The organism is Asticcacaulis tiandongensis, assembly GCF_006475605.1.
In the GTDB taxonomy this organism is placed as follows: Bacteria; Pseudomonadota; Alphaproteobacteria; order Caulobacterales; family Caulobacteraceae; genus Asticcacaulis; species Asticcacaulis tiandongensis.
Genome location: NZ_SSBC01000010.1, coordinates 964,043 through 988,742, shown reverse-complemented (window position 1 = coordinate 988,742; position 24,700 = coordinate 964,043). Strand labels below are relative to the sequence as shown.

Sequence of the window (24,700 nt, the reverse complement as noted above, 5' to 3'; positions counted from 1 at the left end):
TTCGCTTCTTTAGACAACCTTTGGGGGCGTTAATTCCATTTAAAGGTGTTTTGCGTTTTAAATACCCTTTTTGATTGTAATTTTTGTGCGTAGTCGCAAAAGTATAACGGGAGGTGCAAAATGCCCATACGTGTATTTACCGAAAACGACATCAGCGCGGTCAATGATTTATGGCAGTCGGTCTGGTGGCCAAAGCGCAGTCGGGCCGGTTGGCGATGGTTGATGGAAAATCCTGTCCTGAAAGACGCGCCGGCACCGATTGGCTGGGTGCTGACGGATGCTACCGGTGAGGTGCGCGGGTTTTTAGGCGCTTTGGTGCAGAAATTCTGGCTTAGGGATGAGGCGCATTACGGACTGACCGGACATTCGCTTGTGGTCGCCCCTGAAGCGCGCGGCTCAAGTCGGCATCTGCTGCATACGCTTTTGAGTGAGCCCGGTTTTTTCACCTGTTATACGCTGAATGCCAATGCGCTGGCCTATCGGCTTTACTGGAAATATGGCTTCAAGCCGTGCCCTGTTGAGACGGCGGAGCTTAAGCTGTCCTGGGTGCTTGATCCGCTAATCTGTCTGGAGGGGCGGTTGCTGCGCTGGGCCGTCAGTGATCATCCGTCTCTGGCGCGTCGGGTAGGGGAACGTTTGTTGCCCGGCAAGGTATGGAAAAAGGAGCGGGTGCCGTTTGAAAACGGGGTGCGTCCGCTGCATCCTTCTGATCCGGCCTATGAGGTATTCTGGCAGGCTATGCGTGCGCAGGGGCGTCTGGTGGCTGATCGCAGCCCGCAGGTTCAGCGCTGGCGCATGAAAGATCCTGATCTGACCATTCCTCAGGTCATGCTGGCCTATGCGCCGGAGGATGAGGTGACCGCCTATGCCACCGCCATATTCGCCAAGGGCAATTCCATTGAGCCGCTTGTGCTGGAGATCATTGATCTGGTGGCGCTTGATGAGGCACCGGAGGGTGTGCCTGCGCTGATGGAGGCCTTAATTAAAATCGGGCGGGCGCATGGCGCGGCCAAGGTGCGTCTGTCTATGGTCAATGCACAGCTGTTGTCGCAGCTAGGGGAATATGCACAGACGGCGCGACGTGAAGGCGGATGGAACCATGCACAGATCATACCGCGTCAGGGCGGGCCGGACATCAATCTGTGGCAGCCGACGCCCTATGACGGGGACCTGAATATTTCCCTACGTCCGCCGCCGAAACGCGTGGCATAAGAGGTCGCTATTGTCCGGATGTTTCGACGATCAGCGTCGCCAGTCTGCGGACAACGGGCAAAAGGCATAGGACGGACGGGAAGGCGATAACCCAGGCTATGGCCCAGGCCTTAAGCCAGTCCGCCATAAGGTGAGGCGTTACCCCGCCATGCAGCAACAGCATGACCATGGAAATCAACCCGCTCATCATCACTGACAAAAGAAACGGCATGACGATGGCCATGTAGCGGGCGGGCAGTTTTTTCATGGAACGCTTTCAGGGGAGGCGGGTACTATATGCAGGCCCATATGGGGCTGAGGTGGCTCTGCGCAAGGGGTGGCTTTGGCGAAAGCCGCAAGAGAGACCCCTCCGACCCCGCTGCGCGGTGCCACCTCCCCATGCTTGTGCATAGGGAGGAGAGGGGGGATGATCCTTTTGTTTTTGGCTGAGAAGGCTTTATACTATTGGCCTGATGGCTTCTGTATATGAAAAAACTGTGCGCGGGGCGTTGCGCACCTATAAACTGACCCTGTCGATGTTTATCGGCCAGCAGTGCCGCTTCTTGCCGACCTGTTCGGAATATACCGCCGAAGCGATGATCACTCATGGGCCGCTTAAAGGCTCATGGATGGGGGTAAAGCGCATCTGTCGGTGCCGCCCCGGCGGCGGCTCAGGCTATGATCCGGTGCCGCCAAAGCCTGAAAAAGAACAAGAGCGCACTTGATAAACCCTTGTTGGCTGTCGTACAGGCAGGAACAATATCAACATTCCAGCCTGTCGTAGGGGCGGAATAAACCGAGAGAAACATGATGATCGACCTGACCTTTCCCGATGGCGCCGTGCGTTCCTATGAGCAGGGGGTCACAGGTCGAACCATAGCCGAGGGGCTGTCGAAATCTCTGGCGAAAAAAGCCGCCATGATCCGCCTGAATGGCGATCTCTATGATCTTGATCGTCCGATTGAAGGCCATGGCACGATTGAAATCCTGTTGCGTGATGCGCCGGAAATGCTTGAGGTCATCCGCCACGATGCGGCGCACCTTCTGGCGCAGGCCGTGCAGGAGCTTTTCCCCGGTACGCAGGTCACCATTGGCCCGTCGATCGAGGACGGCTTCTATTATGACTTTGCCCGCGCGGAGCCTTTCAGTCTGGATGATCTGCCGAAGATCGAAAAGAAGATGAAGGAGCTTGTGGATCGCGACGAAAAGATCGTGCGCGAGGTCTGGGATCGTAACGAAGCGATTGCGCATTTTGAGTCGATTGGCGAAAACTATAAGGCCGAGATTATCCGTGATCTGCCCGGCACCGAGACCATCACCGTCTATCGGCATGGCGATAACTGGAAAGACCTGTGTCGCGGGCCGCACTTCCCGTCATCTAAATTTGTCGGCAAGGCCTTCAAGCTCACCAAGCTGGCCGGTGCCTACTGGCGCGGCGATCAGAACAATGCCCAGCTTCAGCGCATCTACGGCACGGCCTGGGCATCGGAGGAAGACCTTCAGGCCTATCTGACGCGCATCGAGGAAGCCGAAAAGCGCGACCATCGTAAGATCGGCCGCCAGATGGACCTCTTCCACATGCAGGAAGAAGGTCGCGGCATGGTCTTCTGGCACCCGAAGGGCTGGACGCTGTGGCAGACGCTTGAGGCCTATATCCGTCGTAAGCTGGATAAGGCGGGCTATGTCGAGGTGCGTACCCCGCAGGTGCTCGATTCGACCTTCTGGCAGAAGTCCGGTCACTGGGATAAATATCGCGCCAATATGTTCGTCTGTGAAACCGTTGAGGGGGAAACCCTTGCGGTCAAGCCGATGAGCTGCCCCGGCCACGTGCAGGTGTTCAATGTCGGCTTACGTTCGTACCGCGAACTGCCGATCCGCATGGGCGAATTTGGTTCCTGCCACCGCTATGAACCTTCGGGGTCTCTGCATGGTCTGATGCGCGTGCGGGCCTTTACGCAGGATGACGGGCATATTTTCTGTCGCGAAGATCAGGTGGTCAGTGAAGTTTCCGATTTCGTCACCCTGACGCAGCAGGTCTATGCCGATCTCGGCTTTGAAGTGGATGAAATCGCGCTTTCAACGCGGCCTGCGCCGGATGTGCGTGCAGGTACGGATGAACAGTGGGATCAGTCAGAGGCCATGCTGCTCGATGCGTCGCGCAAGGCAGGCGTTGAGCCGCGAATCGCTCCGGGTGATGGCGCGTTCTACGGGCCAAAGCTTGAGTTTATCGTGCGCGATGCCATTGGCCGTACCTGGACCTGTGGGACGATCCAGCTCGATATGGTGCTGCCGGAGCGGCTGAGTGCTGAATATGTCGCCGAGGATGGATCGCGTCGCCGGCCAATTATGTTACACCGTGCCATATTTGGGTCATTTGAACGCTTTATTGGCATAACTATCGAAAACTATGCGGGTAAATTCCCTCTGTGGCTGGCACCATTGCAGGTCATGGTGGCACCGATCACCTCCGATACTAATGATTATGCGCAACAGGTCGCGCAAAAATTGCGTAATGCAGGGATAAGGGTTGACACCGACCTGCGTAATGAGAAAATAAATTATAAAATTCGTGAGCATTCCTTAGCTAAAGTACCCGTTATTGCTGTCATAGGCCGAAAAGAGGCTGAAACCGGTGAGGTTGCCCTGCGTTATCTGGGGCAGGACGGACAAAGTATATTGTCGCTTGATGAAGCGGTCAGAGTATTGACGACGGGGGCCGCACCTCCGGACTTATAATTTTTTTTATAAAGTATTTTGATCATGCAACAACTTCTCTCCCCGACTATCGCAGAACTGTTGAAGTTACGCCGTCTGGAGGATGATGAGGCGAGATTATACGCACCCGATATACGGGTGCGTGCCGCCCCTGTACCGTCGGGGGTCAGCGTGGTCATGGTCTGTTATCATACCGGCGGCATACTTTATCAAAGCATCGAGCGGGTGCTGTCTGAGCCTAGCGTTAGTCAACTGGTGCTGGTCGATAACGGGTCTTCGGCACAAACGTCGGAAGCCTTGCATGAGCTTGAGGCGCGTGATGAACGGGTCTTGCTGGTGCAGGGGCAGGGCAATATCGGTTTTGCCCGTGCGGCCAATCTGGGCGCACAACTGGCCAGCCAGCCCTGGCTTCTGTTCCTCAATCCTGACGCTATTCTGTGTGACGGGGCCGTTGAGGGGATGATGCGGACAGCAGCAAAAGCCACGCATCCGTGTCTGGTCGGGGCAAGAGTGCTGAATACCGACCTGACCGAGCAGCGCGGCGCACGGCGGGGCGAGGTGACGCCATTTACAACGCTGGTATCCCTGACGCGTCTGTCGCGCGTCGTTCCGGCGCTGAAAAAGTTTGAGATACATCTTGAGGATCAGCCGGTACCAGAGGCACCTGTGCCGGTGAAAACCGTGTCCGGTGCCTGTTTCCTGATGTCACGCGCGGATTTCCTGCGGATGGAAGGCTTTGACACCAGTTTCTTCCTGCATGTCGAGGATGTCGATCTGTGCTGGCGGGTGCGTGAACAGGGCGGAGAGGTGCTGTTCCATCCCCATGCCCACGTCATCCACGAAGGCCATACCTCACGCGTTGAGCCGATTTTTGTCGAGCTTAATAAAGGGCATGGGCTGAACTATTATTTCCGTAAGCGGGCGAAGGGGCTGTGGCGCAAAGCCTATGTTGCCGTGCTCAGTCCGGTTATTCTCGGTGTATCGGTGTTGCGGGCGGCGGCGCGTCCGCGTCTTAAGGAAGACGAAGATGCGACGGTCGAAGCCGTTATTAAATAGAGTTCAAAGGGGGGCTTTTGGCCCCCTTTTTTATTGTGACTGATAGAGGGTTATTTTGACGGCCTTGCCGTTGGAATAATTGTGGCCTTCGACGGTGGTCACACGGCGCGCGCTGATGCGGCCTGCGTGCAGGGCGGCGCGGAAGTCTTCTTCAAAGCGTGATTCGACATAGACCGGACGGTTCTGCTTCAGGGCGGCGATGGCTTCGGGCACGGTTTCTGCCAGTTCGGTCTTGGTGCCCATGGCGAAGACGAAGCTTGGTTCTTCGTATCCGAGTATGGCCACAGGGCCGGGATGCAGGCCCTGACGCGGATCAAGGCGTGTGTCGATCAGGGCCTGTTCGAGCGATTGCGTCACCCACAAAGGCTTAAGCTGCGACAGGGTGGTGACAAAGCACAGGTGTGCGGCAATACCAGCCCCTAGCAAGCACAGAAGGCCTGTGCGTTTGTGGTGACGCCAGAGGAAGAACGCCCCCAGACCACTGACCAGCAGGCTTGAGGCCACGGTGAGTGACACGAGCGGGGCAGCACCTGTGCTGCCAAATTCACTGAGGCCGTAAATGACGATCAGGCTGATGAGCGCACCACCAAACAGACCGAGAACCGTATTCATCACCTTGGCCCAGGTTTTCAGCGGCATGGACAGGCTGACGGCGGCGAGGAGGGCTAACCCGCCGTAGGTCGGCAGGGGATAGTGCACCAGCTTGGTCGGCGACAATTCGAAGACCAGAAACGCGGGCAGGAACCAGCAGATGGCAAAACGGATGGCGGGTTCCCTGAAGCGTGACAGGGCTGTTTGTAAGGCGCCCCCTAACAGGAAGCTGCCGGGGAAGAACAGCAGCGGCAGCAAAAGCGTGTGGGTGCCGGGCCAGGCGAAGTGGCCTTCGTCGCCGCTAATCAGTTTGGGGGCCAGATCGTCACCGATCGAGGTCTTCCAGAAGCTGCCATCAGTCGCAATGGTAATGGCAATGGCCCACGGCCCAACCAGCAGGATGACCAGTAAAATGCCCCAGCTCCAGCCGAGATGTTTGAACCAACGGGCATTGCCGTTTTTCGCCTGCGCATCCCATGCCAGAAGCGTCAGGGCGCAGGCGGCAAAGACCATAGGCCCAATGGGGCCCTTGATGAGAATGGTGCCTGCCAAAGCCACCCAGAAAATAAGTTTTTCTTTGAAAATTTTCGGTTTTTCGGCATCAGGCGGCAGGCTTTTCCAGCGCGTATAGATGATGGCCAGTGCCACCATCGACAGGGTAATCAGGCCCGCCTGAACCGCGTCGGTCTTGGCGATGAAGGCTTCGGTGGACAGAAGGAAGCTGACACCGAAAATAATGCCTGCCTTGAGGCCGCGCCGGTTATCAAACAGGTGTCCCGCCCCCCACGTCAGGGCAAAGGCAGCAAGCGCCGCCCCCAGCAAGGACGGCCAGCGATAGGCCAGCACATCGCGTGCACCTTCGGCAGAGGTGAGGGACGCGCTGGCGGCCTGAAGCCAGTGAATGCCCACGGGTTTTTTGTGACGCGGGTCGTCCTGATAGCTGATATTGATGAAGTCGCCTGTTTCCAGCATCTGGGTGCTGGCCTGCACGAAGCGTGATTCGTCGCGATCTAGCGGCGGAATAATCATGGCGCAGGGCAGGCCGACAAGGAATGCCAGTATGGCCGCTATAAACGGGCCTCTCAGACCGGTGGTGGCGGCTTGCAAAAGGCGTTGCGACATGGCGTGCAGTTCCCGACGGTAAAAGCGGTGTGGGCGTAAGTCCGCGCAGATGATGCGTGTGTTTACGCTATGGTACAAAAGTGTTAAGAGGCCCGCTTGTTAGAGTGCGCGAGTCTGCGCCTGATCGTGAACGGGTTATCTCCTATGTCCTTAGTCGTCTCTGTCGTCGTAGCTGTCAATAACGAAGAGGGTGCGGCGGTACAGGTTGCCCGTGAGATTGATACGGTTTTTGCCGGAACCTACGGGTCGGATCAGTATGAAATCATCTTTGTTGACGATAAGAGCCGTGACGCCACCCTTGAGCGGTTACAGGCCGTGCGGGCCGAGCTGCCCCGTCTGAGGATTATACGCCATCAGAGCAATACCGGCAAAAGCGGTGGGGTGCGTACCGGCGTGCTTAACGCGCGCGGTGACATCATTGCCATGCTGGATGGGGACGGGCAAAATCCGGCGGCGGATGTGCTGAAAGTGACGACGGTGCTTGAGGCATCCGCGCCTGAGGTCGGTATGGTCGCCGGTGAGCGCCGTAACCGTCAGGACAACCAATCCAAGCGTCTGGCGTCGCGCTGGGCCAATAATATCCGCAAATCGATGCTGAATGACGGTTCCAATGATACGGGCTGCGGCATCAAGGCGATCCGTCGTCATGTGTTCCTGCGGTTGCCCTATTTCGACAATATGCACCGCTATATGCCGGCGCTTGTGACCCGTGAGGGTTTCCTGACACTGTTTCAGCCTGTCGAAGATCGTTTGCGCACGACAGGTCAGTCGAAATATACTAATATCGGACGCTTGCTTGAGGCCTTGACGGATCTGCCGGGGGTTATGTGGCTTAATCGGCGCTACCGCAATCCGGGAAGCACGACTGAAGTCTGAGGGGCCAAGTCTGAGGGGATTTGAAATACGGAGGGGGTATGGCGCGTAAACCTAGTCAGGAAGAGAAAAACGCGTTAATGACTCACCATATGATGGGGGCGGGAAACACTATGGCGACAACGACACCCAGACAGACCAGTCCGCTGACGGCCTTTCCGTTACTGGCGATACCGGTTCTGGTCTATAATATTCTGGCATTCATTTCGCTGATCGGTGGTGACCCCAACAGCGCCTATAATGGCCTTACGCAGCCCTGGTTTACGATCCCTATGCCCAGCGCGGGGACGCAGTGGATCATAAGCGTCGGGGATGTGATTATCCTTGTTGGTCTTTTCATGCTGTTTTTTGAACTGCTGAAATCGACATCGTCGGATCAGGTAGCCATCGTCAACCATTCGTTTTCAATGGTTCTGTTTATTGTCTGTCTGGTCGAGTTTTTGCTGCTGCGCCCATTTGGGACATCAGTGTTTTTCCTGCTGACCATGATGACGCTTCTGGATGTGCTGGCGGGCTTTATTGTTACCATTATTACCGCACGGCGCGATTTCGGGGTGGGGTAAGGTTTGCCGGCTCAAGCGAACAGGGTGAAGATGGTTGCCACCAGCAGGACGTCAAAAGTTTTCAACATAAACGGGTAAACAAGCGACATAACAGACTCCGCATCAGATACGTGGAGGGCTGCAAGTCCTGTGCCGCGTGGTTAAGGCTGTGTTTAGCCTGTTGGTATTTGTATTTATTATATTTTTTGACGTGTCAGGCGGCCTGGGTGAGGGCGGCGGTCGAATGTGCCGGAAAATTCCGCCCGCATATAGGTCGTTTTTGCCGCATCCAGCATATTGCGTCCGCCCCTGAGGCCGCGCTTTTCGCTTTCGCCCATAAGCTGGACAACATAGGCCGCATCTTTGTAATTCCGTGTCGGCGGAATTTCGTGATCGATGACGGGTCCTGAGGGCACAGGAAGTGTTGCATTCGGGTACGGTCGCTTCGTCATAGACGGGTGGCTGCAAAAAGTGCGCCGGTATGACAGGGGGTTAAGAAAGATGCCCCCTCCGCCTTCGCTGTGCTCAGGCACCTCCCCCGGCATAGCCAGGGGAGTATGAAGGATCAGGATTTTTTTGCCAGCTGATCGAGCTGCTGTTTCATGGCTTCGATCTGGTCACGCAGTTCCGAGACCTGATCGCCATTGGCCGAAGGGGTCGGGGCGGCAGGCGCGGGGGCTTCGGCAGGTGATGAGGCGGCTTGTGTCGCTTCAGGGGCGAGGCCCGCGAAATTGAACGGCGAGAACATGCGCATGGCGCGGTCAAACATCGCCAGATTTTGTGTTACCTGTTCATCGAAGAAGCCAAGGTTAGGCGTGACACCGAACGTATTGGGAAACTGTGAGCGGAAACGCTCCTGTTGTTTGGTGAAGCCATCCAGAGACATTTCAAGATAGGTCGGCAGGAGGGTTTGCATCGAGTCGCCGTAAAAGCTGATGAGCTGGCGCAGGAACTGGATCGGCAGAAGATTCTGGCCGCGGCTTTCTTCTTCGAAGATGATCTGAGCCAGAACGCCACGGGTGATATCATCGCCGCTCTTGGCATCAAAGACCACAAAATCGACGTTCTGACGCACCATTTCAGACAGATTATCAAGGGTCACATAGGAACTGGTGGCGGTATTATAGAGCCTCCGGTTCGCATATTTCTTGATTACGACCTTATCGTTTTCGCCGCGTTTGGATTTGGTTTTGGCTTCGGTCATTGTAATCCCTTGTCTCCTGCCCGGCACTATGCCGAAATTATTGCGCAATAAAAAACATTGCGCACTGCCGAAAGATCGGCGTCTTAATTCTGTTCACATGCCTGAAATGCACCGCGTGCGGGCCTTAAAGGGGTGAAGGGTAAATTGTGCCTTTACCGCAAAGTCTTTTGATAAATAGATGGCTTTTTAGATAAATGTTCAAGTGCAATAGTTTGTGCAGCCGCACAAAAAGGTAAATCCGGCGTGATGACACGGAGCCTGCAACAATAAGACACTCAAATTGGCGTTACCGTCGCGTGACAGATGCATTTGGCTGGTGACTTGGGGAATCCTTTGGGGCAGGTTCGGTGTCAGGTATCACCTGCCGCACAAAGGTCGGGGCTGCCTGAGGGATATTTTTTTATGCGCCACCGCTTCGCTGCTTGAGCGCGATTTTATAGGATTAGAGGAAATTTCATGACCAAGTCTGTATCTGACGTGGTGATCGTAGCGGCAGCGCGTACGCCGGTAGGATCGTTTTTAGGCAGCTTATCGAGCCTTTCGGGTGCGGAACTGGGCGCGCATGTCATCAAGGCGGCGCTTGAGCGTTCGGGCCTTAAGGCCTCAGACGTTGATGAAGTGATTCTTGGGCAGGTGCTTCAGGCCGCTCAGGGGCAGGGGCCGGCGCGTCAGGCATCCATCAGGGCGGGTCTGGCGCAGGAAACACCAGCCTGGAGCCTTAACCAGATCTGTGGCTCGGGACTTAGGGCTGTGGCGCTTGGGGCTCAGCAGATTGCGCTGGGCGATTCCAATGTGGTGATCGCCGGTGGTCAGGAAAGCATGTCTCAGGCCGTGCATGCCGCCTATCTGCGTGGCGGGCAGAAGTTCGGTGATGTCAGCTTTGTTGACACCATGATCAAGGATGGTCTGTGGGACAGCTTCAATAATTATCACATGGGCCAGACGGCAGAAAATATCGCTGCCAAATGGGAGATTTCCCGTCAGGCACAGGACGAGTTCGCCGTCGCTTCGCAGAACAAGGCCGAAACCGCGCAAAAGGCCGGTAAGTTCGATGACGAAATCGCACCGGTGACCATTAAGGGCCGCAAGGGCGACACTGTGGTCGATAAGGACGAATTCATCCGTCATGGCGCAACCGTTGAAGGCGTGTCGGGACTTAAGCCTGCCTTTATCAAGGACGGTACCGTCACGGCGGCCAATGCTTCGGGGCTTAATGATGGGGCAGCGGTGCTGGTGCTGATGTCGGCGGATGAGGCGCAAAAGCGCGGCCTGAAGCCGCTGGCGCGCATCGTGTCCTGGGCCAATGCCGGTGTTGATCCGGCAGTCATGGGCACAGGGCCTGTGCCGGCATCGAAAAAGGCGCTGGAAAAGGCAGGTTGGTCGGTTGGTGACCTTGATCTGGTGGAATCCAACGAAGCCTTTGCCGCTCAGGCGCTGTGTGTCGTCAAGGAACTTGGGCTTGATACGTCGAAGGTCAATGTCAATGGCGGCGCCATTGCCATCGGTCACCCGATTGGCGCTTCGGGCGCGCGTATCCTGACGACGCTGGTTTATGAGCTGAACCGTCGTGCCGCAGAGGCAGGCAAGCCGCTTAAAGGCCTTGCGACCCTGTGCATTGGTGGTGGGATGGGTGTCGCCCTGACCGTTGAAACAGTCGGGTAAGCCGCCCTGGCGGACTGCAAATAATCATCTGCCTGTGAGCCGGTGCTCACGTACCTTGTGTACGCTCCGCTCCTGTTCTCGGCAGCTAATCATTTTCGCCTCGCCATGACGACTTACAGGCAGGCATAGGAAGCTAAAGGATAATTATAATGTCGAGAGTAGCATTTGTGACCGGCGGTACGCGCGGTATTGGTAAGGCCATCTCAAAGCGTCTGGTCGATGCCGGTTTTAAGGTCGCCGCCGGTTACGCGGGCAATGAGGAAAACGCGCGCAAGGTCGCCGACGAACTGGGCGTATTTGTTGTCAAAGGCTCTGTGGCCGAATTTGAGGATTGTCAGCGGGCTGTGGCTGAGGTTGAGGCTGCGCTCGGCCCCGTCGAGGTTCTGGTCAATAATGCCGGTATCACACGTGACGGCTTTTTCCATAAGATGAGCCAGACCCAATGGCAGGACGTCATCCACACCAATCTGGATTCCATGTTCAACATGACCCGTCAGGTCATCGAGGGCATGCGTGAGCGCAGCTATGGCCGCATCATCAATATCTCGTCGATCAACGGGCAAAAAGGGCAGGCCGGTCAGTCAAACTATTCGACCGCCAAGGCCGGTGTGATCGGCTTCACCAAGGCACTGGCGCTTGAGTCGGCGGCTAAGGGGATTACGGTCAACTGCGTGGCTCCTGGCTATACCTCGACCGAAATGGTCAGCGCCATCAATCCGGCGGTGCTTGAGAAGATCGTCGCCGGTATTCCGGTTGGCCGTCTGGGGACCCCTGAAGAAGTGGCCGAGATTGTGGCGTTTCTGGCGTCCGATATGGGCAGCTTCATTACCGGCGCGACCATTGCCGTCAACGGCGGTCAGCATATGGCCAGTTAAGAGGTCAAAACGCTTTGCGGCACAGGTTTTGCTTAGGCGCAAACCCCTGTGTTGCAAAGCGGACGCACCTGTATGAAAATTAATGTTTGTCTTAAATCCGCCCCTTTCAATGCCTATCAGTGCCTTTGATGACGTACTTCGGTTTGACATTGGTAAAGACTGCGGAAAACAGGGCGGCAGAGGGGCGGTATGTGGCATTATTATGCCTGATCGTCGCTGCCTTTAGCCTGTCCTTTGCGGATATGGCCTTTGGGCAGGGGGCGCGTACCTTACGCGAATCCCTGACCGGTCAGATGGCCAATGACGGACGCAACCGTTCAGCCCCACCGGTCGCCCGGTTCAGCACGGATCGCGGCGCAAGCTTCGTCTTTGACCGCAGTCAGCGCAATCCGCTTATTCAGTTCGATGGCGAAGACGAGGTCTGGGCCTTAACGCCGACACCCGGCCCGATGGGTGACGTTATCTTTAAAAACGATATGGGGGAGCCTGTCCTTAAGGCGACCCGCTGGGGCGGGATGATCCTGTTTTCCAAGGATCGCCCTACCGGTGATCCGGTGGCCATGACCGGTCAGGCGGACGCCTTTGAACCCGGCCATATTTCGCCGTCGCAGCTTTTTCAGCATATGGTGCGGACCTCCAAGCGCGTTTCCGGCTCTTTCAAGCGCCTGATCCGCTTTGAAGGTGATATTGATACGCCCGGTGTGGAATATCTGTTTGCCGATGCCGCCACGGTGACGGCGGATGCCATGATCGAGGTTTCCTCCAGCCGTGAAGGGCGTAAGCTGCTTGAGCCGGTGCAGGAGGTGCGTCTGACGCAAGGTCGTCCGCCCGGTGCGCGCATCGAAGGCAATACGCTGGTGGTCAAGCTCGATATCCATCGCGGTTGGGGCGGCCGTCCGTCGTCGAAACGCGTCGCGAAACTGCTGACCTCGGGTAAGTAAGGCTAAAAATTATCCTTGGCGGCGCGAAGTTCGCCAAAGCGCTGTGCCTGACGGGCCGGATCATTTTCCAGAAGCGGAAAGCGCAGGAATGGATTAGCGGCGATCTCATCACCCAGGCGCGTGGGGACGGTGGGCTGACCAGCGGCCCTCAGGTTCCGGATGCGGTCACCGGCCACATTAAGCACGGCATCAACGCCCAGGCTTTCGGCAAATTTCAGGTTCGACAGCGCATATTCGTGGGCGCAGTAAAGCTGTGTGTCCGGGTCAAGCGCCATGAGGCGGGTCAGGCTCTGCCACATCTGTTCAGGCGTGCCTTCAAACAGACGCCCGCAGCCCAGCGGAAACAGGCAGTCTCCGATAAAGGCCAGCTTATTGTCCGTGCTGACATAGCCGATATGGCCAAGCGTATGTCCGCCGAGGTCAATAATATCAAATACGGTTTCCCCCAGCCGGAACTGGTCGCCGCCGGACAGGAACTGATCGAGCGGGGCCACGCGGGCGACTTCGGACGGGCCAAAAATTTCGGCGCCAAAGCGGGCCTTGAGGGCGGCGTTGCCACCGGCGTGATCGGGGTGCCAGTGAGTGTTGAGGATATAATCCAGTTTGCCAAAGCTGTTCTCGATCACTGCAATCAGGCCGGTGGCTTCGGGCGTGGTATCCGGTGTGTCGATACAGGCGACCCTACCGCTCAGCGCGTCGCGGATGAGGAAGCCGTAATTGTCTGTACGGGCGGGGAACGGGTGGATTTGCAGGCTCATCACGCGGATTTCACTCATATGGCCGGAAATATGCCCTATTATTATAGGTAGTTGATGCCTGTTTATAGTCCGGATGGTCAGATTTGCGTCGCCCCGTAGAAGATTTAGGTCTGTTCTATACCACTCCCGAAGGGCGTGTGGTGCAGTCCATGGTAAGCCGAAAACTCAGTGAGGCCTGGCCAGATGTGGCGGGGCTTGATGTGCTGGGGCTGGGCTATACCACGCCGTTTCTCGATATGTTCAATACCGCGCGGCGGGTGATTTCGGCCATGCCGGCGGCGCAAGGGGCCGAGATATGGCCGGAAGAGCTTAAGTCGCGTACGGTACTGGTGGACGAATATAATACACCGTTCCCGTCAGGCCTGTTTGATCGTCTTTTCCTGATGCACAGCCTTGAGGAAGCCTCGAATGCTTCAGGGCTTTTGTGTGAAGCGTCACGGCTTATGGCGCCCAATGGCCGCATGATATTGGCCGTGGTCGCGCGCGGCGGTCTGTGGACCCATGCCGAGCGCACGCCCTTCGGGCACGGCCAGCCGTTTTCCCGTTCGCAGCTTGAGGCCATATTGCGCAATGCCGAACTTGAGCCGGTCGCCTGGTCACATGCGCTCTATGTGCCGCCGATGCGCTCTATGTTGCGCTGGGCGCAGATGTTTGAAAACTGGGCGCCGAAAATATGGCCCTATCCGGGGGGGCTGATTCTTATCGAAGCCTGCCGCCGTTCGGTCAGGGTGCCGGTCAGGGGGGCGGCAGTTTCAGTCATTGATGAATTGCGGGATGTACTGGGGGTAAAGGCCCCGACACCGGCGGCTAATTTTGAGGGTATAAGCCGCGTTGAAAACACCGATATGGCTTGAGAAAAAACAAACTTGTGGCCATATGTCGCAAGACAGAACACAGACTTTTACAGGGTCGACGCTATGAAACGACTGATTGTCATGCGCCACGGCAAGGCGGAAAAGGAAGCCGAATCGGGCGAGGATTTCGACCGTGCACTGGCCGAAAGGGGCGTGGCTGAAGCCAAAGCCGTGGCCGAGGCGCTTAAAAGCTATGGTGTAAAACCTGACTATGCGCTGGTGTCACAAGCCGCGCGCACACAGGGTACATTCAGGGCCGTGCAATCGGTGCTGGGCGACATCGAAGCGGATATCCGGAAAGACATGTTCGATGCCGATTCCTATGGCCTTCGGGATATTATCGAAGCCCATGAGGCGGCTGGCGACACCATACTGGTGGTCGGGCATAATCCGGCAGTGCAATACCTTATTCTGGACTATATGGTTGAGGCTTCGGCGTCGATTGTCGATATGGATAAGATACGCGCCGGTTATCCGACGGCGACGGCGACGCTTTTTGACATTGATGCCGCCGGACGGGCGCAATATGACGGCCTGTTCAGCCCGCGTGATCTGATAGGGGCATAGGGCTGACGCGGAAACGCAGGGATCGTTTCCGTATAATGCTTTGAAGGAAGTAAGATGGACTTTTATCTGGCGGCGACAAAGGCCTTGCATGTTCTGGATGCCGAGGACGCCCATGCGACGACCATTGCCCTGCTAAAGGCGGGATTAGGGCCGCGCAATGCCTATAATCCGCTGGAACTGAGCGTCGATATTCCGTTTGAGGGCGGCAATCTGCATTTGCCGAACGCCATTGGTCTGGCCGCCGGATTTGATAAGAACGCCGAGGCCCCTGACGCCATGTGCCGCGCCGGTTTCGGCTTTGTCGAATGTGGAACCGTGACGCCTTTGCCGCAGGCCGGTAACCCGCGTCCGCGACTGTTTCGCCTGAGCAAGGATGAGGCGGTCATCAACCGTATGGGCTTTAACAATAAGGGGCTTGAGGTCTTTGCCGCGCATCTGATGCGCTATTCCGGTCGCAGCCGAAGCTTTGTTATCGGCGCCAATATCGGGGCCAATAAGGACGCCAGCGACCGTATGGCCGATTATGTCACTGGCCTTAAGCGCCTGTGGGGGCTGAGTTCCTATTTTACGGTCAATATTTCTTCGCCCAATACGCCCGGCCTGAGGGCGCTGCAGGGGCGGTCGCATCTCGATGAGCTTCTGGCGCAGATTGCCGCGACACGTGCCGATCTTTATAAGGCTACCGGTCACAACTATCCGGTCTTTCTCAAGATCGCACCGGATCTCAGCGAAGCGGAAATCATCGATACGATCGAATCGGCAGTGACACATGGTCTCGATGCCGTGATCGTCTCGAATACGACCATTGAGCGACCCTTAAGCCTGCAATCGCTCTATGCCAAGGAAACCGGCGGATTGTCCGGTGCGCCGTTGTTTTCATTATCGACAGCGGCCCTACGCATTGCCCATCAGGTCGCCAAGGGGCGTCTGAAGCTTATCGGGGCCGGCGGTATTGCCAGTGGCGCGGATGCCTATGCCAAGATCAGGGCGGGTGCGTCGGCGGTGCAACTCTATTCGGCACTGGTTTATAAGGGGCCGGGCCTGGTGACCCACATCAAGTATGATCTGGTTGAGCGCCTTAAGGCGGATGGTTTTACCCATATATCGCAGGCGGTTGGCACGGAGGCCAATATCTGAACTCAGGGTTTAAAAATCCTGCCTTGATCCATCAGGGCAGGGGACTATGGTGCCCGGCTATTCTTACAAGGTCGTCCCATGCTGAAATCTGTTCCTTTCTGGTTACGCGTCCTTATCGGTTTTGTTCTGGGCACGGCAGTCGGGCTGGGGTTCGGTGAAGCGGCCCTGCCGTTTGTCACGCCGATTGGCGATATCTTTATCCGCCTGATACGGCTGCTGGTCGTGCCACTGGTGTTTTTCACGATTGCGGCGAGTATTGCCCGACTAGGGGATACGGCGTCGGGTGGTAAGGCGCTAAAGCTTGGGGGGATGACGCTCGGCTGGTTTGTCATTACCTCGGTTCTGGCGGTCGGGCTGGGGTTTGCCATTGGCGGCTGGCTGCAACCTGGGCAGGGCCTGAGCGGTCTGCCGCTGGCGGATGTAAAGCCCAGAGACATTCCATCGGTTTCGGAGGTTCTGACCGGCATTGTGCCTGCTAACATCTTTCAGTCCTTTGCCGAGGCGAAGGTACTGAGCATTGTTTTTGTAGCACTTCTGATCGGGGCAGGCTTGAGTGCGCTAGGGGACAAGGCGTCTGATTTGCGTCGCCTCGTCGATCAGGCGAGCCAGCTTATGTTTACCCTGACACGCTGGGTGATCTGGCTGACGCCGTTCGGGGTGTTTGGCCTGATTGCCGCGGTGGTGGCCAGTTACGGGCTGGAAAGCCTCAGGCCGCTTCTGGGGTTTATCGGCGCGGTTTATCTGGCGTGTCTGATCCATGTCTTTGTCGTCTATCCTTTGCTGCTTAAGGCGCACGGACTCAGGGTCTCTGGCTTTTTCAAAGGAGTGTTTGAGGCGCAGCAGACGGCATTTTTCACCTGCTCAAGCATTGGTACCCTGCCGGTGTCGCTGAATGCGGCGATTAACCGGTTGAAGCTTGATCCGGCCTATGCCGGTTTTGCCCTGCCGCTGGGGGCCAATATGAAGATGGATGGTTGCGGCGCAATCTATCCGGCCATATCGGCGATTTTTGTCGCTAACTATTTTGGCATTGAACTGACGACCGCCCATTATGTCACTATTGCCCTGGCGTCGGTGCTGGGGTCACTGGCGACCGCAGGGGTGCCGGGAGTGGCGACGGTTATGCTGACCCTGACGCTGGCGGCGGCGAATCTGCCGCTTGAGGGGATCGCCCTTCTGGCGGCGATTGACCGGATTATTGATATGGTGCGCACCGCAACCAATGTAACGGGCCAGATATTGGTGCCGACACTGGTGGCGCGGGAAAACGGTTTGATTTCAGCGGAATCGGAGCTTGTGAAACCACCGGTTTCCCAAGCGTCAACAAGTTAAATATAGCGACATTTATCAAGCCTTTATATTTGCCTGACCGGCCTCACATCGCATCCTTCTTATGGCGAGGATAGCTTGAAGTCATCACATCCGCAGCGGTCATCTGACACGGATTTCGGAAAAGACGCACCCCCCCCAGCGCTTTTCCGTGACAGTCCACACAGTCTTCCGTGTCAGACATCCCCCCCCCCGCCCCATGACCTTTGCGGATGTGACCCCGTTTTGGTTCCTAGCCGCAATCAGGAGAATTCGATGTTATCTTCCGCTACCAAAGCCGCTGCCGGTGTAACCAAGGCTCTGGCTGAACACGATGTCCGTTCCAAGCTTGACAGATCGCTGGACCGCGCTGGTGAAGAAGCGCGCCATGTGGTCGATGATCTGAGTGACCGTGCCAATGAAGCCGGTGCCAAGGTCCGCCATCTATTTGACGGTGCCTCGGAACGCGTAGGCCATGCCTCGGATCGTCTGAACCGCGAAGTTCATGATAACCCAGTGCGTTCAACCCTTGTGGCGCTTGGGGCCGGTGTAGTTCTTGGGTATTTGCTGCGTCGTTAATCCGGACGTGACCAAATCAAGAGGCGGCGGTGGTCCCCTGTGCCGCCGCCTTTTTCTTTGCCTGAAAGCCTGTAAGGAAGCATCATGTCTATTGCCGGTAGCCTCATTGAGCTTTTGCTCACAAGACATCATCTGAAATCTTCACGCACGCATATTGTGAAGGTGCTGGGCGCACTCGCCGGTCTGGTGGGGCTAATGATGTTTGCTGCCAGTGCGCTGGCCTTGCTGCTGTTTGCCATCTTATGGCTGGGCTACAGGCTGATGGTCGTGTCGGGCCTGAGTGATCTGAGCGCGGTATTGTTTGTCTCAGTGGGTATAATATTAATTGCGGTGGCTGTGGTATGGGCGCTCAATCATCTGCGTCGCACCCTGATGCAGGCCTTTAATGATCTGCTGCGTACCGCCACCACAGTGCCCGGCCAGCAGGTGGTTTCAAGCGCCCTGAGCAGCACGGCAAAAGTGGCGGGCGCTTTCAGACAGGGGCTTATGACCTCAGACAGGCATGCCCGGAAACGGGCACGTCGGGAAGATGAGCCGCATCCCGCCGCCAAGGCATAAAGTGTCTCGGCGCTGCCTTAATAAAGGCATTGAGCCTTATGGTTTTTTTACGGGGCGTGTTTGAGGGTCTTATAGCCCCATTACCGGTTTTATTGCACCTTTTGTATCAGGCGGAGATAGGCTCTGCCAGGTTATAAACCAGATTATAAAAGGTGCATCATGCGCTCTACAATTACCAAACTGTTCCTGATTATGGCGCTCGGTTATTCGGTAACTGCGTGCAACACTATCTCCGGATTTGGTCAGGATGTTCAGGCGGGCGGCGAAGCGGTTGAAGGTGCAGCCGAAGAGGCCAAGCCTTAAAATTAAAAGAGTGCTTTAAAAAAACTAGACTTGCTGATTTGCCGGAGGTCATAGTTCTGAAAACCAGTCAGTAACTGTGGCCTCCGGATCGGGGCGGCCAGATATGGGCGAATTGGGGTATTTATGGAGAGGCCTTTATGGTTGAGGGGCAAATACATATACATGGCAATGTTTGCCGTGTTGTCGTTTGCCATGGCCGGTTTTTCCGTCATCGTCTATCAGCATTATGAACGCATTCAAAAGCTGAATGATTACGCGCTTTATCAATACGAAGTCATACGCCAGAGCCGCGTGGTTCTGATGGATCTGGTGGATATGGAGACCAGTGTGCGCGGTTACCTTATTTCCGGTGATAAAAGCTTCGTTCAGCCCTATCAGTCGGCGCGTAATATGTTGAATGCCGATATTACCATCCTGCGTAATCACACCTTCCGCGATGAAGGGGCGGCGCGTGAGGTCTATGCCTGGCTGGACCGCATCCGTACTTTTCGTAAGGTGCTTGATGATCAGGTGGAAAACAAGACCGTCAATCCGCGCACCCGCGTTTCAATGGCTGATCTCGACCGGCAACGCGCCGAAATGGATCAGTTGCGCCGCATGATGGAAACCAGCATCGTCAAACGGCTGATTGAGGTACGTAAACAGATTGCTGTCAAACATGATGAGCGCAGCAATTTTATCTATACGATTGTTATTGGTAATGTCGTGATTATCGGCATTCTGCTGATGGGCACGCTGACGATTGTCAATCTGGAAGGCCGGTATGAGAAATCCGTCCTTAAGCATGAGCAGGCCGAAAAGCGCTATCGTGAGGTCATTGAGGGCATCAATGATGGCCTGTTCGAATATAATTTCGTCAATGAGACCCTGTATTGTTCGCCGGGCTATAAGGCGCTTCTGGGGTATAAAGACTACGAATTCGAGAGCAGTTTCCGCAACTATCAGGATCATCTGCACCCTGAAGACCGGGATGGCGCCTTGTCGGATATTCGCCGCTATGTTGAGGGAGATACCGACAGCTATAATTCGGTTTTCCGCATGCGCCACAGGAACGGACACTATATCTGGATACTGGCGCGGGGTGTCGGCGTCGGCGACGATTTCAGCGCTATGAAGCTGCTGGTTGGCACCCATGCCGATATTACGGAACAGAAAGAACATGAGGAAGAACTCAGGCAACTGAATGGCGAGCTTGAGACCTTTACCTATATTACATCGCACGATCTTCGGTCGCCTCTGGTTAATCTCAAAGGGTTTTCGCGCGAACTGGAATTGTCGGTAAAAGAGGTCAGCGATCTGGTGCGCCTGCATGCGGACAAGATACCGCCCGAAGATATCAAGCGGCTTAATTTTACCCTGGACACAGATATCCCCGAAGCGCTCGGTTTCATCGCCAAGGGGGTTGAGCGCATGGACAGCCTGACCAAGGGCATACTCGATCTGTCGCGTATTGGACGTCGTGTGTTCCGCCTCAGTGAAGTCGATGCGCAGGCCGTCTTTGACAAGTGCAAGGGGGCGCTGGGCTATGATATTACGCAAAAGCAGATTGAGGTTATTTGCCAGCCTTTGCCGGTGCTGGTGACCGATGCGCTGGCGCTTGAGCAGATATTCGGCAATCTGCTGGATAATGCTGTTAAGTATCTGAGGCCGGATGTGCCGGGGCGCATTGAGGTCAGCTGGCGCGAAACCTCAGGGTCTTATGTCTTCACCTTTGCCGATAATGGTCGCGGCATTGATGAGGCTGACCGGACAAAGATTTTTGAAATATTCCGCCGTGCCCGAAATACCGAAGGGGTAACCGGCCTTGGACTGGGTATGGCCTATGTCAAGGCAACCCTGAGGCGGCTTTCGGGTGGCATATGGTTTGAATCCGCTGTCGATGAGGGCACACGCTTTCACTTCCGCCTGCCGAAACGTATCGAAACGGCAGAAACGGAGACGGACATGTCTCCCGACGGGACAGTTGACGCGGCAACAGAAGGTACGCGTATATGATAGGCATGTTCAACGAACAGTTCACGATGGTCATGATCGAAGACGACGAAGGTCATGCGCGTCTGATCCGAAAGAACCTTGAGCGGGCCGGTATCGGCAATCCGGTCATCCATTTCGATGATGGGGCCAAGGCGATCGATTATTTCTTTCATCGCGGCATGACCAAGGATCAGCACGACAAGACCCTTGTGCTGCTTGATCTTAATTTGCCAAATATCGACGGTTATGAAATCCTGCGCCGCATCAAAACCGATCCGGCGACACGCGCCATACCGGTTATTGTCCTCACGACAACGGACAATCCGCGTGAAATTGACCGCTGTTATGAGCTGGGGTGCAATGTCTACATTACCAAGCCCGTGGAATATGACAGTTTTTCCGACGCCATCCGCAAGCTGGGGCTGATGCTGGCGGTGGTCAAGGTGCCACACAGCGCAAAAGGGTAGTTTATGCCGGATATACCGCTGAAATATATTCTCTATGTTGAGGATGATGAGGCGCTCGGTCGGCTTTTGCAAAAGCGGATGCAGCGTCACGGACTTGAGGTCGATCTGGCGGCGACAGCTGAGGACGGCTTTGAGCGCCTGAAACACAAGAATTATCAGCTTATTCTGCTGGATTATAATCTGCCGGGCATGAACGGGCTTGAGCTTTTACCGCTGATACGGGAACTGCCTAAGCCGCCACCGGTGATTATACTGACGGCAGGTGGCGACGAACGCATTGCCCTTGAGGCCATGCATCTGGGGGCGGCGGACTATGCCGTCAAGGACGTCAACCAGACCTATTTCGATCTGCTGCCAGCGGTTATGCAGGCGGCCTATGTCAAGGAACGCCTGCTCAGGGAAAATGAGCACCAGAAGCAGGAGCTTCAGGCGGCCAAGGAAAAGGCCGAGGCGGCATCTCAGGCCAAGACCGACTTCCTGACGACCATGAGTCATGAAATCCGCACGCCGCTTAATGTGGTGACGGGGCTGGCCGATGTGCTGATCCGATCGCCGCTGAATGATGAGCAGGTGCGGATTGTCGAAACCCTGCGTACCAACGGGCAGTTATTGCTGCGGCTGATCAATGATCTTCTGGATATCAGCCGCATCGAGGATAACCGGATAGAGTTTGAAAGCGTCACCTTTAATCCGGCGAGTATCCTGTCCGACATCCAGTTGATGTTTGCCCAGGGCATTGAGCGCAAGGGCGTCTATTTCAATGTTATCGATAATATAGGCCGGGTATCGGTGAGTGGCGATCGCACGCGATTGCAGCAGATTATCATGAACCTGATCTCTAATGCCCTGAAGTTTACCTCAGCGGGGGAAATAGAGCTGATCGGCGAGGCGCGACCGGCCGGGGAGCGGATTGAGCTGACCTTTACGGTTCGCGATACGGGCATAGGCATAGCAGAAGAAAAACGTCGGGTTATTTTTGACAAGTTTACGCAGGCTGATGCGTCCATCACGCGGCGTTTTGGCGGTTCGGGGCTTGGGTTGTCGATTGCGCGCGCCCTGACGGAAAGCATGGGCGGAAGCATTGAAGTCGAAAGTCAGGAAGGGGCCGGATCGATCTTTACGGTACGTCTGAGCCTGCCTTTGGCTGCGCCGGAAAATGTAGGCGAACTGTCGCCACTGGCGCGGATGCAGGAGGGGCCGGCACCGGTGGTACTGATTGTTGAAGACTATGAGCCCAATATTATGGTCGCCACCCTGATGCTTGAGGATATGGGCTATGAGGCCGATGCGGTCGAATCCGGTGCCGAGGCGCTGGCGCGCGTAGCCAGTCGCGACACCCCGTATCATGCGGTTCTGATGGATGTGCAGATGTTTGATATGGATGGCTATGAGACGACGCGCCGCCTCAGGGCGCTGGAGGCCGAAAAGGGCTTTTATCACAGGATCATTGGTGTTACGGCCCATGCGCTGGCCGGTGATCGTGAGCGCTGTCTTGAGGCGGGGATGGATGATTATATGTCCAAACCCATTCAACCGGATTTGCTGGCCCGCAAGCTCAGGGAGATAAGCGAAGCCGTTGCTCCGGAGGCCTGATAACAGTAAGCTGGTCGTCATAGATAAACAGGCGGAGACGGAGACTTTTATGCTTCAGGAACAGAATTTTCCCGACGCCTCAGCGGTCGCTGAGGCTATTCGTGATTTAAAACCTGAGGCCATGCGCCTGCTCAGTCGCTCCGAGGCGGGGCTGCTGCGCGAGGATTTAAGGGCGGATATCGCACGTCTTCAGGCTCTGGCTGAGGGCTATGATGACAGCGAAAAAGCGCTGTCTGAGGATGTGCTGGAGACACTGAAAGAGGTGCGCCAGCGGATAGAGCAGACCCTGCATGATTTTCTCAGGCTGGGGGACGAGAGCGCGCAAGCCGCGCCGCCGGAGCAGGGTGTCCTGAATGAGGAACTGCGTCAGATATCTATTCGCCTGGAGCGTCTGATCGTGGCAGCCGAGGTCTGGTTCGCGTAATTTTTATCAATGCCTTACTTACGGCGTATGGCTCAGGCACTGTGCTTTTGTCTGACGGGAGTTAGGATTTTTTCTAAGTACCTGACGGGTCCATCCGAGTCGCTGCTCAGACCGCTTACCGGGGTATGAAACATGAGAGTGACGACAATGGATGATGCTTCGTCCGACCTGATTAAAGAAACCCTGTACCGCCAAATGCTATCAACTGTATCTCATGACCTGAAAACGCCGCTGGCCACCATTATCGGGTCATTGGAAGTGTGCACGCTGCTTGAGGCCAAGCTGAGCGAAGAAAAGCGTCGCACGCTTATTTCTTCGGCGCTTTCCGAGGCTTACCGGCTCGATAAGTTCATCACCAATATTCTTGATATGGCCAAGCTGGAAAGCGGGGCCGTGGCGCCGCGGCCTGAACTGACGCACCTGACCCCGCTTATTCGTGATTCGATCACGCGTCTGGGGCCGCTCAAGGATCGAGGGGATATTCGCCTGCATAATCTTGGGGGGGATAGTTTTATGACCGATGGCATGTTGTTAAGCCGCGTCATCGGACTGATTATTGAAAACGCCCTTAAGCACACGGGGACTGCGCCGGTGGTCGATATAGACTATGGCGTCAATGAAGCCGGTGTGTTTGTCCATGTCCGCGACCACGGGCCGGGTGTGCCTGAGGACAAGATGCGCGCTATCTTCTCGAAATATACGCGCCTGAAAAAACAGGATCAGCAAACCGCCGGAACGGGTCTTGGGTTAAGCATTGCCGAACAGATCATGGCCTTGCTGGGCGGGCGTGTGGAGCTTAAAAACCATCCCGAAAGCGGGGCGGTCTTCAGCTTGCTGATTTCGGCCTAGATATTACAGGCCGTTAGATACCCCGACTGTTGAATGTAGCGATGGAAGATGCCACACACCTCGGGGCAATCGGGTGCAGGGGCTGCGCCCCTGCCCCTGCTACCAGGCACCGGCGTCTCTGAGGGCGGCGACCAGCTCTGGGGGCAGGGCCGCGCCGTCATCGCCCTGAGGCAGGTCGCGCGGCGCATCCTTAAGTTCAAGATACCGCCAGCCCTGAAAAGCACGGCGCGGCTGAGGTTGGGTCGGAATGTGACGGGTGGACAGGGTGATCAGGCATTGGGGGGGATCGCCCTCAAGCGTATCAATGCGCACAATCTCACGACGTGCCTGAATGACGCCCTTTATGACCCAGTAAAGTGAGCCGCCGTTCAATAGCTCGTCTGCGCGTTTGGGCGTCTGGCGCGTATGGATGACGCGCGTGTCGTGACCGCGCTCCCAGTCAAGCAAGTCTTCTATCGCCTCGACACCGACGCAGAGTTTGACCAGATGTACCATTTACGCCTACCTTAAGTCTGTGATGCTCCTTGTACAGAAATCCCGCGACGTCACAAGCCTTG

General features: G+C 56.0%; 27 protein-coding genes. 21 read left to right on the top strand and 6 right to left on the bottom strand.

The window, feature by feature from the left end:
- Positions 1–120: 120 nt before the first annotated feature.
- Positions 121–1,212, top strand: a complete 1,092-nt coding sequence (locus E5201_RS08820; RefSeq protein ID WP_140985667.1) for a GNAT family N-acetyltransferase — start codon at positions 121–123, stop codon at positions 1,210–1,212.
- Positions 1,213–1,219: 7 nt separating this feature from the next.
- Here the strand turns inward: E5201_RS08820 and E5201_RS08815 are convergent, their stop codons facing one another.
- A complete protein-coding gene (locus E5201_RS08815) occupies positions 1,220–1,459 on the bottom strand; it encodes a DUF2798 domain-containing protein (protein ID WP_140985666.1) in 240 nt (79 codons plus the stop codon).
- Positions 1,460–1,664: 205 nt separating this feature from the next.
- Between E5201_RS08815 and yidD the strand changes: the two genes are divergently transcribed.
- From yidD to E5201_RS08800, 3 genes are all read left to right on the top strand, one after another.
- Positions 1,665–1,916 (top strand): membrane protein insertion efficiency factor YidD, encoded by a 252-nt coding sequence (gene yidD / locus E5201_RS08810; RefSeq protein ID WP_140985665.1) that lies wholly within the window; start codon positions 1,665–1,667, stop codon positions 1,914–1,916.
- Between the two features lie 85 nt (positions 1,917–2,001).
- Entirely contained in the window at positions 2,002–3,927 is a 1,926-nt protein-coding gene (gene thrS / locus E5201_RS08805; protein WP_140986101.1) for a threonine--tRNA ligase, read from the top strand.
- Between the two features lie 24 nt (positions 3,928–3,951).
- A complete protein-coding gene (locus E5201_RS08800) occupies positions 3,952–4,962 on the top strand; it encodes a glycosyltransferase family 2 protein (RefSeq protein WP_140985664.1) in 1,011 nt (336 codons plus the stop codon).
- A gap of 30 nt (positions 4,963–4,992) precedes the next feature.
- On the opposite strand, the gene E5201_RS08795 is transcribed toward E5201_RS08800, so the two are convergent.
- Complete coding sequence (locus E5201_RS08795; RefSeq protein ID WP_140985663.1) at positions 4,993–6,675, bottom strand: ArnT family glycosyltransferase; 1,683 nt, start codon at positions 6,673–6,675, stop codon at positions 4,993–4,995.
- A gap of 144 nt (positions 6,676–6,819) precedes the next feature.
- Between E5201_RS08795 and E5201_RS08790 the strand changes: the two genes are divergently transcribed.
- Complete coding sequence (locus tag E5201_RS08790) at positions 6,820–7,551, top strand: glycosyltransferase family 2 protein (RefSeq protein WP_140985662.1); 732 nt, start codon at positions 6,820–6,822, stop codon at positions 7,549–7,551.
- Positions 7,552–7,661: 110 nt separating this feature from the next.
- Positions 7,662–8,111, top strand: coding sequence for a hypothetical protein (locus tag E5201_RS08785; RefSeq protein WP_140986100.1), 450 nt, complete (start codon positions 7,662–7,664; stop codon positions 8,109–8,111).
- A gap of 176 nt (positions 8,112–8,287) precedes the next feature.
- Here E5201_RS08785 and E5201_RS08780 read toward each other — a convergent pair whose 3' ends face one another.
- On the bottom strand, positions 8,288–8,506 hold the full coding sequence (locus E5201_RS08780; protein ID WP_246050510.1) for a hypothetical protein: 219 nt from the start codon (positions 8,504–8,506) through the stop codon (positions 8,288–8,290).
- A 149-nt stretch (positions 8,507–8,655) separates the two neighbouring features.
- A complete protein-coding gene (gene phaR / locus E5201_RS08775) occupies positions 8,656–9,294 on the bottom strand; it encodes a polyhydroxyalkanoate synthesis repressor PhaR (RefSeq protein WP_140985660.1) in 639 nt (212 codons plus the stop codon).
- A 456-nt stretch (positions 9,295–9,750) separates the two neighbouring features.
- Between phaR and E5201_RS08770 the strand changes: the two genes are divergently transcribed.
- The 3 genes from E5201_RS08770 to E5201_RS08760 all read left to right on the top strand — a co-directional run bounded on the left by E5201_RS08770 (position 9,751) and on the right by E5201_RS08760 (position 12,772).
- On the top strand, positions 9,751–10,956 hold the full coding sequence (locus tag E5201_RS08770; RefSeq protein WP_140985659.1) for an acetyl-CoA C-acetyltransferase: 1,206 nt from the start codon (positions 9,751–9,753) through the stop codon (positions 10,954–10,956).
- A gap of 149 nt (positions 10,957–11,105) precedes the next feature.
- Positions 11,106–11,831: an acetoacetyl-CoA reductase gene (phbB, locus tag E5201_RS08765; protein ID WP_140985658.1), complete on the top strand. Its 726-nt coding sequence runs from the start codon at positions 11,106–11,108 to the stop codon at positions 11,829–11,831.
- A gap of 191 nt (positions 11,832–12,022) precedes the next feature.
- Complete coding sequence (locus tag E5201_RS08760) at positions 12,023–12,772, top strand: DUF4908 domain-containing protein (RefSeq protein ID WP_246050508.1); 750 nt, start codon at positions 12,023–12,025, stop codon at positions 12,770–12,772.
- A gap of 2 nt (positions 12,773–12,774) precedes the next feature.
- On the opposite strand, the gene gloB is transcribed toward E5201_RS08760, so the two are convergent.
- Positions 12,775–13,548, bottom strand: coding sequence for a hydroxyacylglutathione hydrolase (gene gloB, locus E5201_RS08755; RefSeq protein ID WP_342774722.1), 774 nt, complete (start codon positions 13,546–13,548; stop codon positions 12,775–12,777).
- A gap of 65 nt (positions 13,549–13,613) precedes the next feature.
- Here gloB and E5201_RS08750 point away from each other — a divergent pair, with 65 nt between their 5' ends.
- From E5201_RS08750 to E5201_RS08695, 12 genes are all read left to right on the top strand, one after another.
- The gene (locus E5201_RS08750) at positions 13,614–14,384 is read left to right on the top strand and encodes a methyltransferase domain-containing protein (RefSeq protein WP_140985656.1); all 771 of its coding nucleotides are present in this window, start codon (positions 13,614–13,616) and stop codon (positions 14,382–14,384) included.
- A gap of 63 nt (positions 14,385–14,447) precedes the next feature.
- Entirely contained in the window at positions 14,448–14,951 is a 504-nt protein-coding gene (locus tag E5201_RS08745; RefSeq protein ID WP_246050506.1) for a SixA phosphatase family protein, read from the top strand.
- Positions 14,952–15,005: 54 nt separating this feature from the next.
- A complete protein-coding gene (locus E5201_RS08740) occupies positions 15,006–16,088 on the top strand; it encodes a quinone-dependent dihydroorotate dehydrogenase (protein ID WP_140985655.1) in 1,083 nt (360 codons plus the stop codon).
- Between the two features lie 78 nt (positions 16,089–16,166).
- Positions 16,167–17,420, top strand: coding sequence for a dicarboxylate/amino acid:cation symporter (locus E5201_RS08735; RefSeq protein ID WP_181404576.1), 1,254 nt, complete (start codon positions 16,167–16,169; stop codon positions 17,418–17,420).
- A 252-nt stretch (positions 17,421–17,672) separates the two neighbouring features.
- On the top strand, positions 17,673–17,975 hold the full coding sequence (locus E5201_RS08730; RefSeq protein ID WP_140985654.1) for an ElaB/YgaM/YqjD family protein: 303 nt from the start codon (positions 17,673–17,675) through the stop codon (positions 17,973–17,975).
- A gap of 84 nt (positions 17,976–18,059) precedes the next feature.
- Positions 18,060–18,533, top strand: a complete 474-nt coding sequence (locus E5201_RS08725; RefSeq protein WP_140985653.1) for a hypothetical protein — start codon at positions 18,060–18,062, stop codon at positions 18,531–18,533.
- 159 nt (positions 18,534–18,692) lie between these two features.
- A complete protein-coding gene (locus E5201_RS08720; protein ID WP_181404575.1) occupies positions 18,693–18,836 on the top strand; it encodes an entericidin A/B family lipoprotein in 144 nt (47 codons plus the stop codon).
- Positions 18,837–18,998: 162 nt separating this feature from the next.
- Positions 18,999–20,831 carry a sensor histidine kinase gene (locus E5201_RS08715; protein WP_246050504.1) on the top strand — a complete coding sequence of 611 codons (1,833 nt, stop codon included), beginning with the start codon at positions 18,999–19,001 and terminating at the stop codon, positions 20,829–20,831.
- Entirely contained in the window at positions 20,828–21,277 is a 450-nt protein-coding gene (locus E5201_RS08710) for a response regulator (protein WP_140985652.1), read from the top strand. The genes E5201_RS08715 and E5201_RS08710 overlap by 4 nt, the downstream gene beginning before the upstream one ends.
- Before the next feature lie 3 nt (positions 21,278–21,280).
- On the top strand, positions 21,281–22,870 hold the full coding sequence (locus E5201_RS08705) for a hybrid sensor histidine kinase/response regulator (protein WP_140985651.1): 1,590 nt from the start codon (positions 21,281–21,283) through the stop codon (positions 22,868–22,870).
- 49 nt (positions 22,871–22,919) lie between these two features.
- Positions 22,920–23,294 carry a hypothetical protein gene (locus E5201_RS08700; protein ID WP_140985650.1) on the top strand — a complete coding sequence of 125 codons (375 nt, stop codon included), beginning with the start codon at positions 22,920–22,922 and terminating at the stop codon, positions 23,292–23,294.
- Between the two features lie 132 nt (positions 23,295–23,426).
- The gene (locus tag E5201_RS08695) at positions 23,427–24,143 is read left to right on the top strand and encodes a sensor histidine kinase (RefSeq protein ID WP_140985649.1); all 717 of its coding nucleotides are present in this window, start codon (positions 23,427–23,429) and stop codon (positions 24,141–24,143) included.
- A 99-nt stretch (positions 24,144–24,242) separates the two neighbouring features.
- On the opposite strand, the gene E5201_RS08690 is transcribed toward E5201_RS08695, so the two are convergent.
- Positions 24,243–24,638, bottom strand: coding sequence for a DUF1489 family protein (locus E5201_RS08690; protein ID WP_140985648.1), 396 nt, complete (start codon positions 24,636–24,638; stop codon positions 24,243–24,245).
- Positions 24,639–24,700 lie beyond the last annotated feature (62 nt).

Bases quoted from the DNA above. Each gene is read 5' to 3' on its own strand.
- E5201_RS08700 (WP_140985650.1), top strand. From the start codon at position 22,920: ATGCTTCAGGAACAGAATTTTCCCGACGCCTCAGCGGTCGCTGAGGCT.
- E5201_RS08785 (WP_140986100.1), top strand. From the start codon at position 7,662: ATGGCGACAACGACACCCAGACAGACCAGTCCGCTGACGGCCTTTCCG.
- E5201_RS08735 (WP_181404576.1), top strand. From the start codon at position 16,167: ATGCTGAAATCTGTTCCTTTCTGGTTACGCGTCCTTATCGGTTTTGTT.
- yidD (WP_140985665.1), top strand. From the start codon at position 1,665: ATGGCTTCTGTATATGAAAAAACTGTGCGCGGGGCGTTGCGCACCTAT.
- E5201_RS08790 (WP_140985662.1), top strand. From the start codon at position 6,820: ATGTCCTTAGTCGTCTCTGTCGTCGTAGCTGTCAATAACGAAGAGGGT.
- E5201_RS08815 (WP_140985666.1), bottom strand. From the start codon at position 1,459: ATGAAAAAACTGCCCGCCCGCTACATGGCCATCGTCATGCCGTTTCTT.
- E5201_RS08725 (WP_140985653.1), top strand. From the start codon at position 18,060: ATGTCTATTGCCGGTAGCCTCATTGAGCTTTTGCTCACAAGACATCAT.
- phaR (WP_140985660.1), bottom strand. From the start codon at position 9,294: ATGACCGAAGCCAAAACCAAATCCAAACGCGGCGAAAACGATAAGGTC.
- E5201_RS08720 (WP_181404575.1), top strand. From the start codon at position 18,693: ATGCGCTCTACAATTACCAAACTGTTCCTGATTATGGCGCTCGGTTAT.
- E5201_RS08690 (WP_140985648.1), bottom strand. From the start codon at position 24,638: ATGGTACATCTGGTCAAACTCTGCGTCGGTGTCGAGGCGATAGAAGAC.
- E5201_RS08715 (WP_246050504.1), top strand. From the start codon at position 18,999: ATGGCAATGTTTGCCGTGTTGTCGTTTGCCATGGCCGGTTTTTCCGTC.
- E5201_RS08695 (WP_140985649.1), top strand. From the start codon at position 23,427: ATGAGAGTGACGACAATGGATGATGCTTCGTCCGACCTGATTAAAGAA.
- E5201_RS08745 (WP_246050506.1), top strand. From the start codon at position 14,448: ATGAAACGACTGATTGTCATGCGCCACGGCAAGGCGGAAAAGGAAGCC.
- E5201_RS08800 (WP_140985664.1), top strand. From the start codon at position 3,952: ATGCAACAACTTCTCTCCCCGACTATCGCAGAACTGTTGAAGTTACGC.
- E5201_RS08710 (WP_140985652.1), top strand. From the start codon at position 20,828: ATGATAGGCATGTTCAACGAACAGTTCACGATGGTCATGATCGAAGAC.
- E5201_RS08795 (WP_140985663.1), bottom strand. From the start codon at position 6,675: ATGTCGCAACGCCTTTTGCAAGCCGCCACCACCGGTCTGAGAGGCCCG.
- phbB (WP_140985658.1), top strand. From the start codon at position 11,106: ATGTCGAGAGTAGCATTTGTGACCGGCGGTACGCGCGGTATTGGTAAG.
- E5201_RS08820 (WP_140985667.1), top strand. From the start codon at position 121: ATGCCCATACGTGTATTTACCGAAAACGACATCAGCGCGGTCAATGAT.
- thrS (WP_140986101.1), top strand. From the start codon at position 2,002: ATGATCGACCTGACCTTTCCCGATGGCGCCGTGCGTTCCTATGAGCAG.
- E5201_RS08770 (WP_140985659.1), top strand. From the start codon at position 9,751: ATGACCAAGTCTGTATCTGACGTGGTGATCGTAGCGGCAGCGCGTACG.
- E5201_RS08740 (WP_140985655.1), top strand. From the start codon at position 15,006: ATGGACTTTTATCTGGCGGCGACAAAGGCCTTGCATGTTCTGGATGCC.
- E5201_RS08705 (WP_140985651.1), top strand. From the start codon at position 21,281: ATGCCGGATATACCGCTGAAATATATTCTCTATGTTGAGGATGATGAG.
- gloB (WP_342774722.1), bottom strand. From the start codon at position 13,548: ATGAGTGAAATCCGCGTGATGAGCCTGCAAATCCACCCGTTCCCCGCC.
- E5201_RS08730 (WP_140985654.1), top strand. From the start codon at position 17,673: ATGTTATCTTCCGCTACCAAAGCCGCTGCCGGTGTAACCAAGGCTCTG.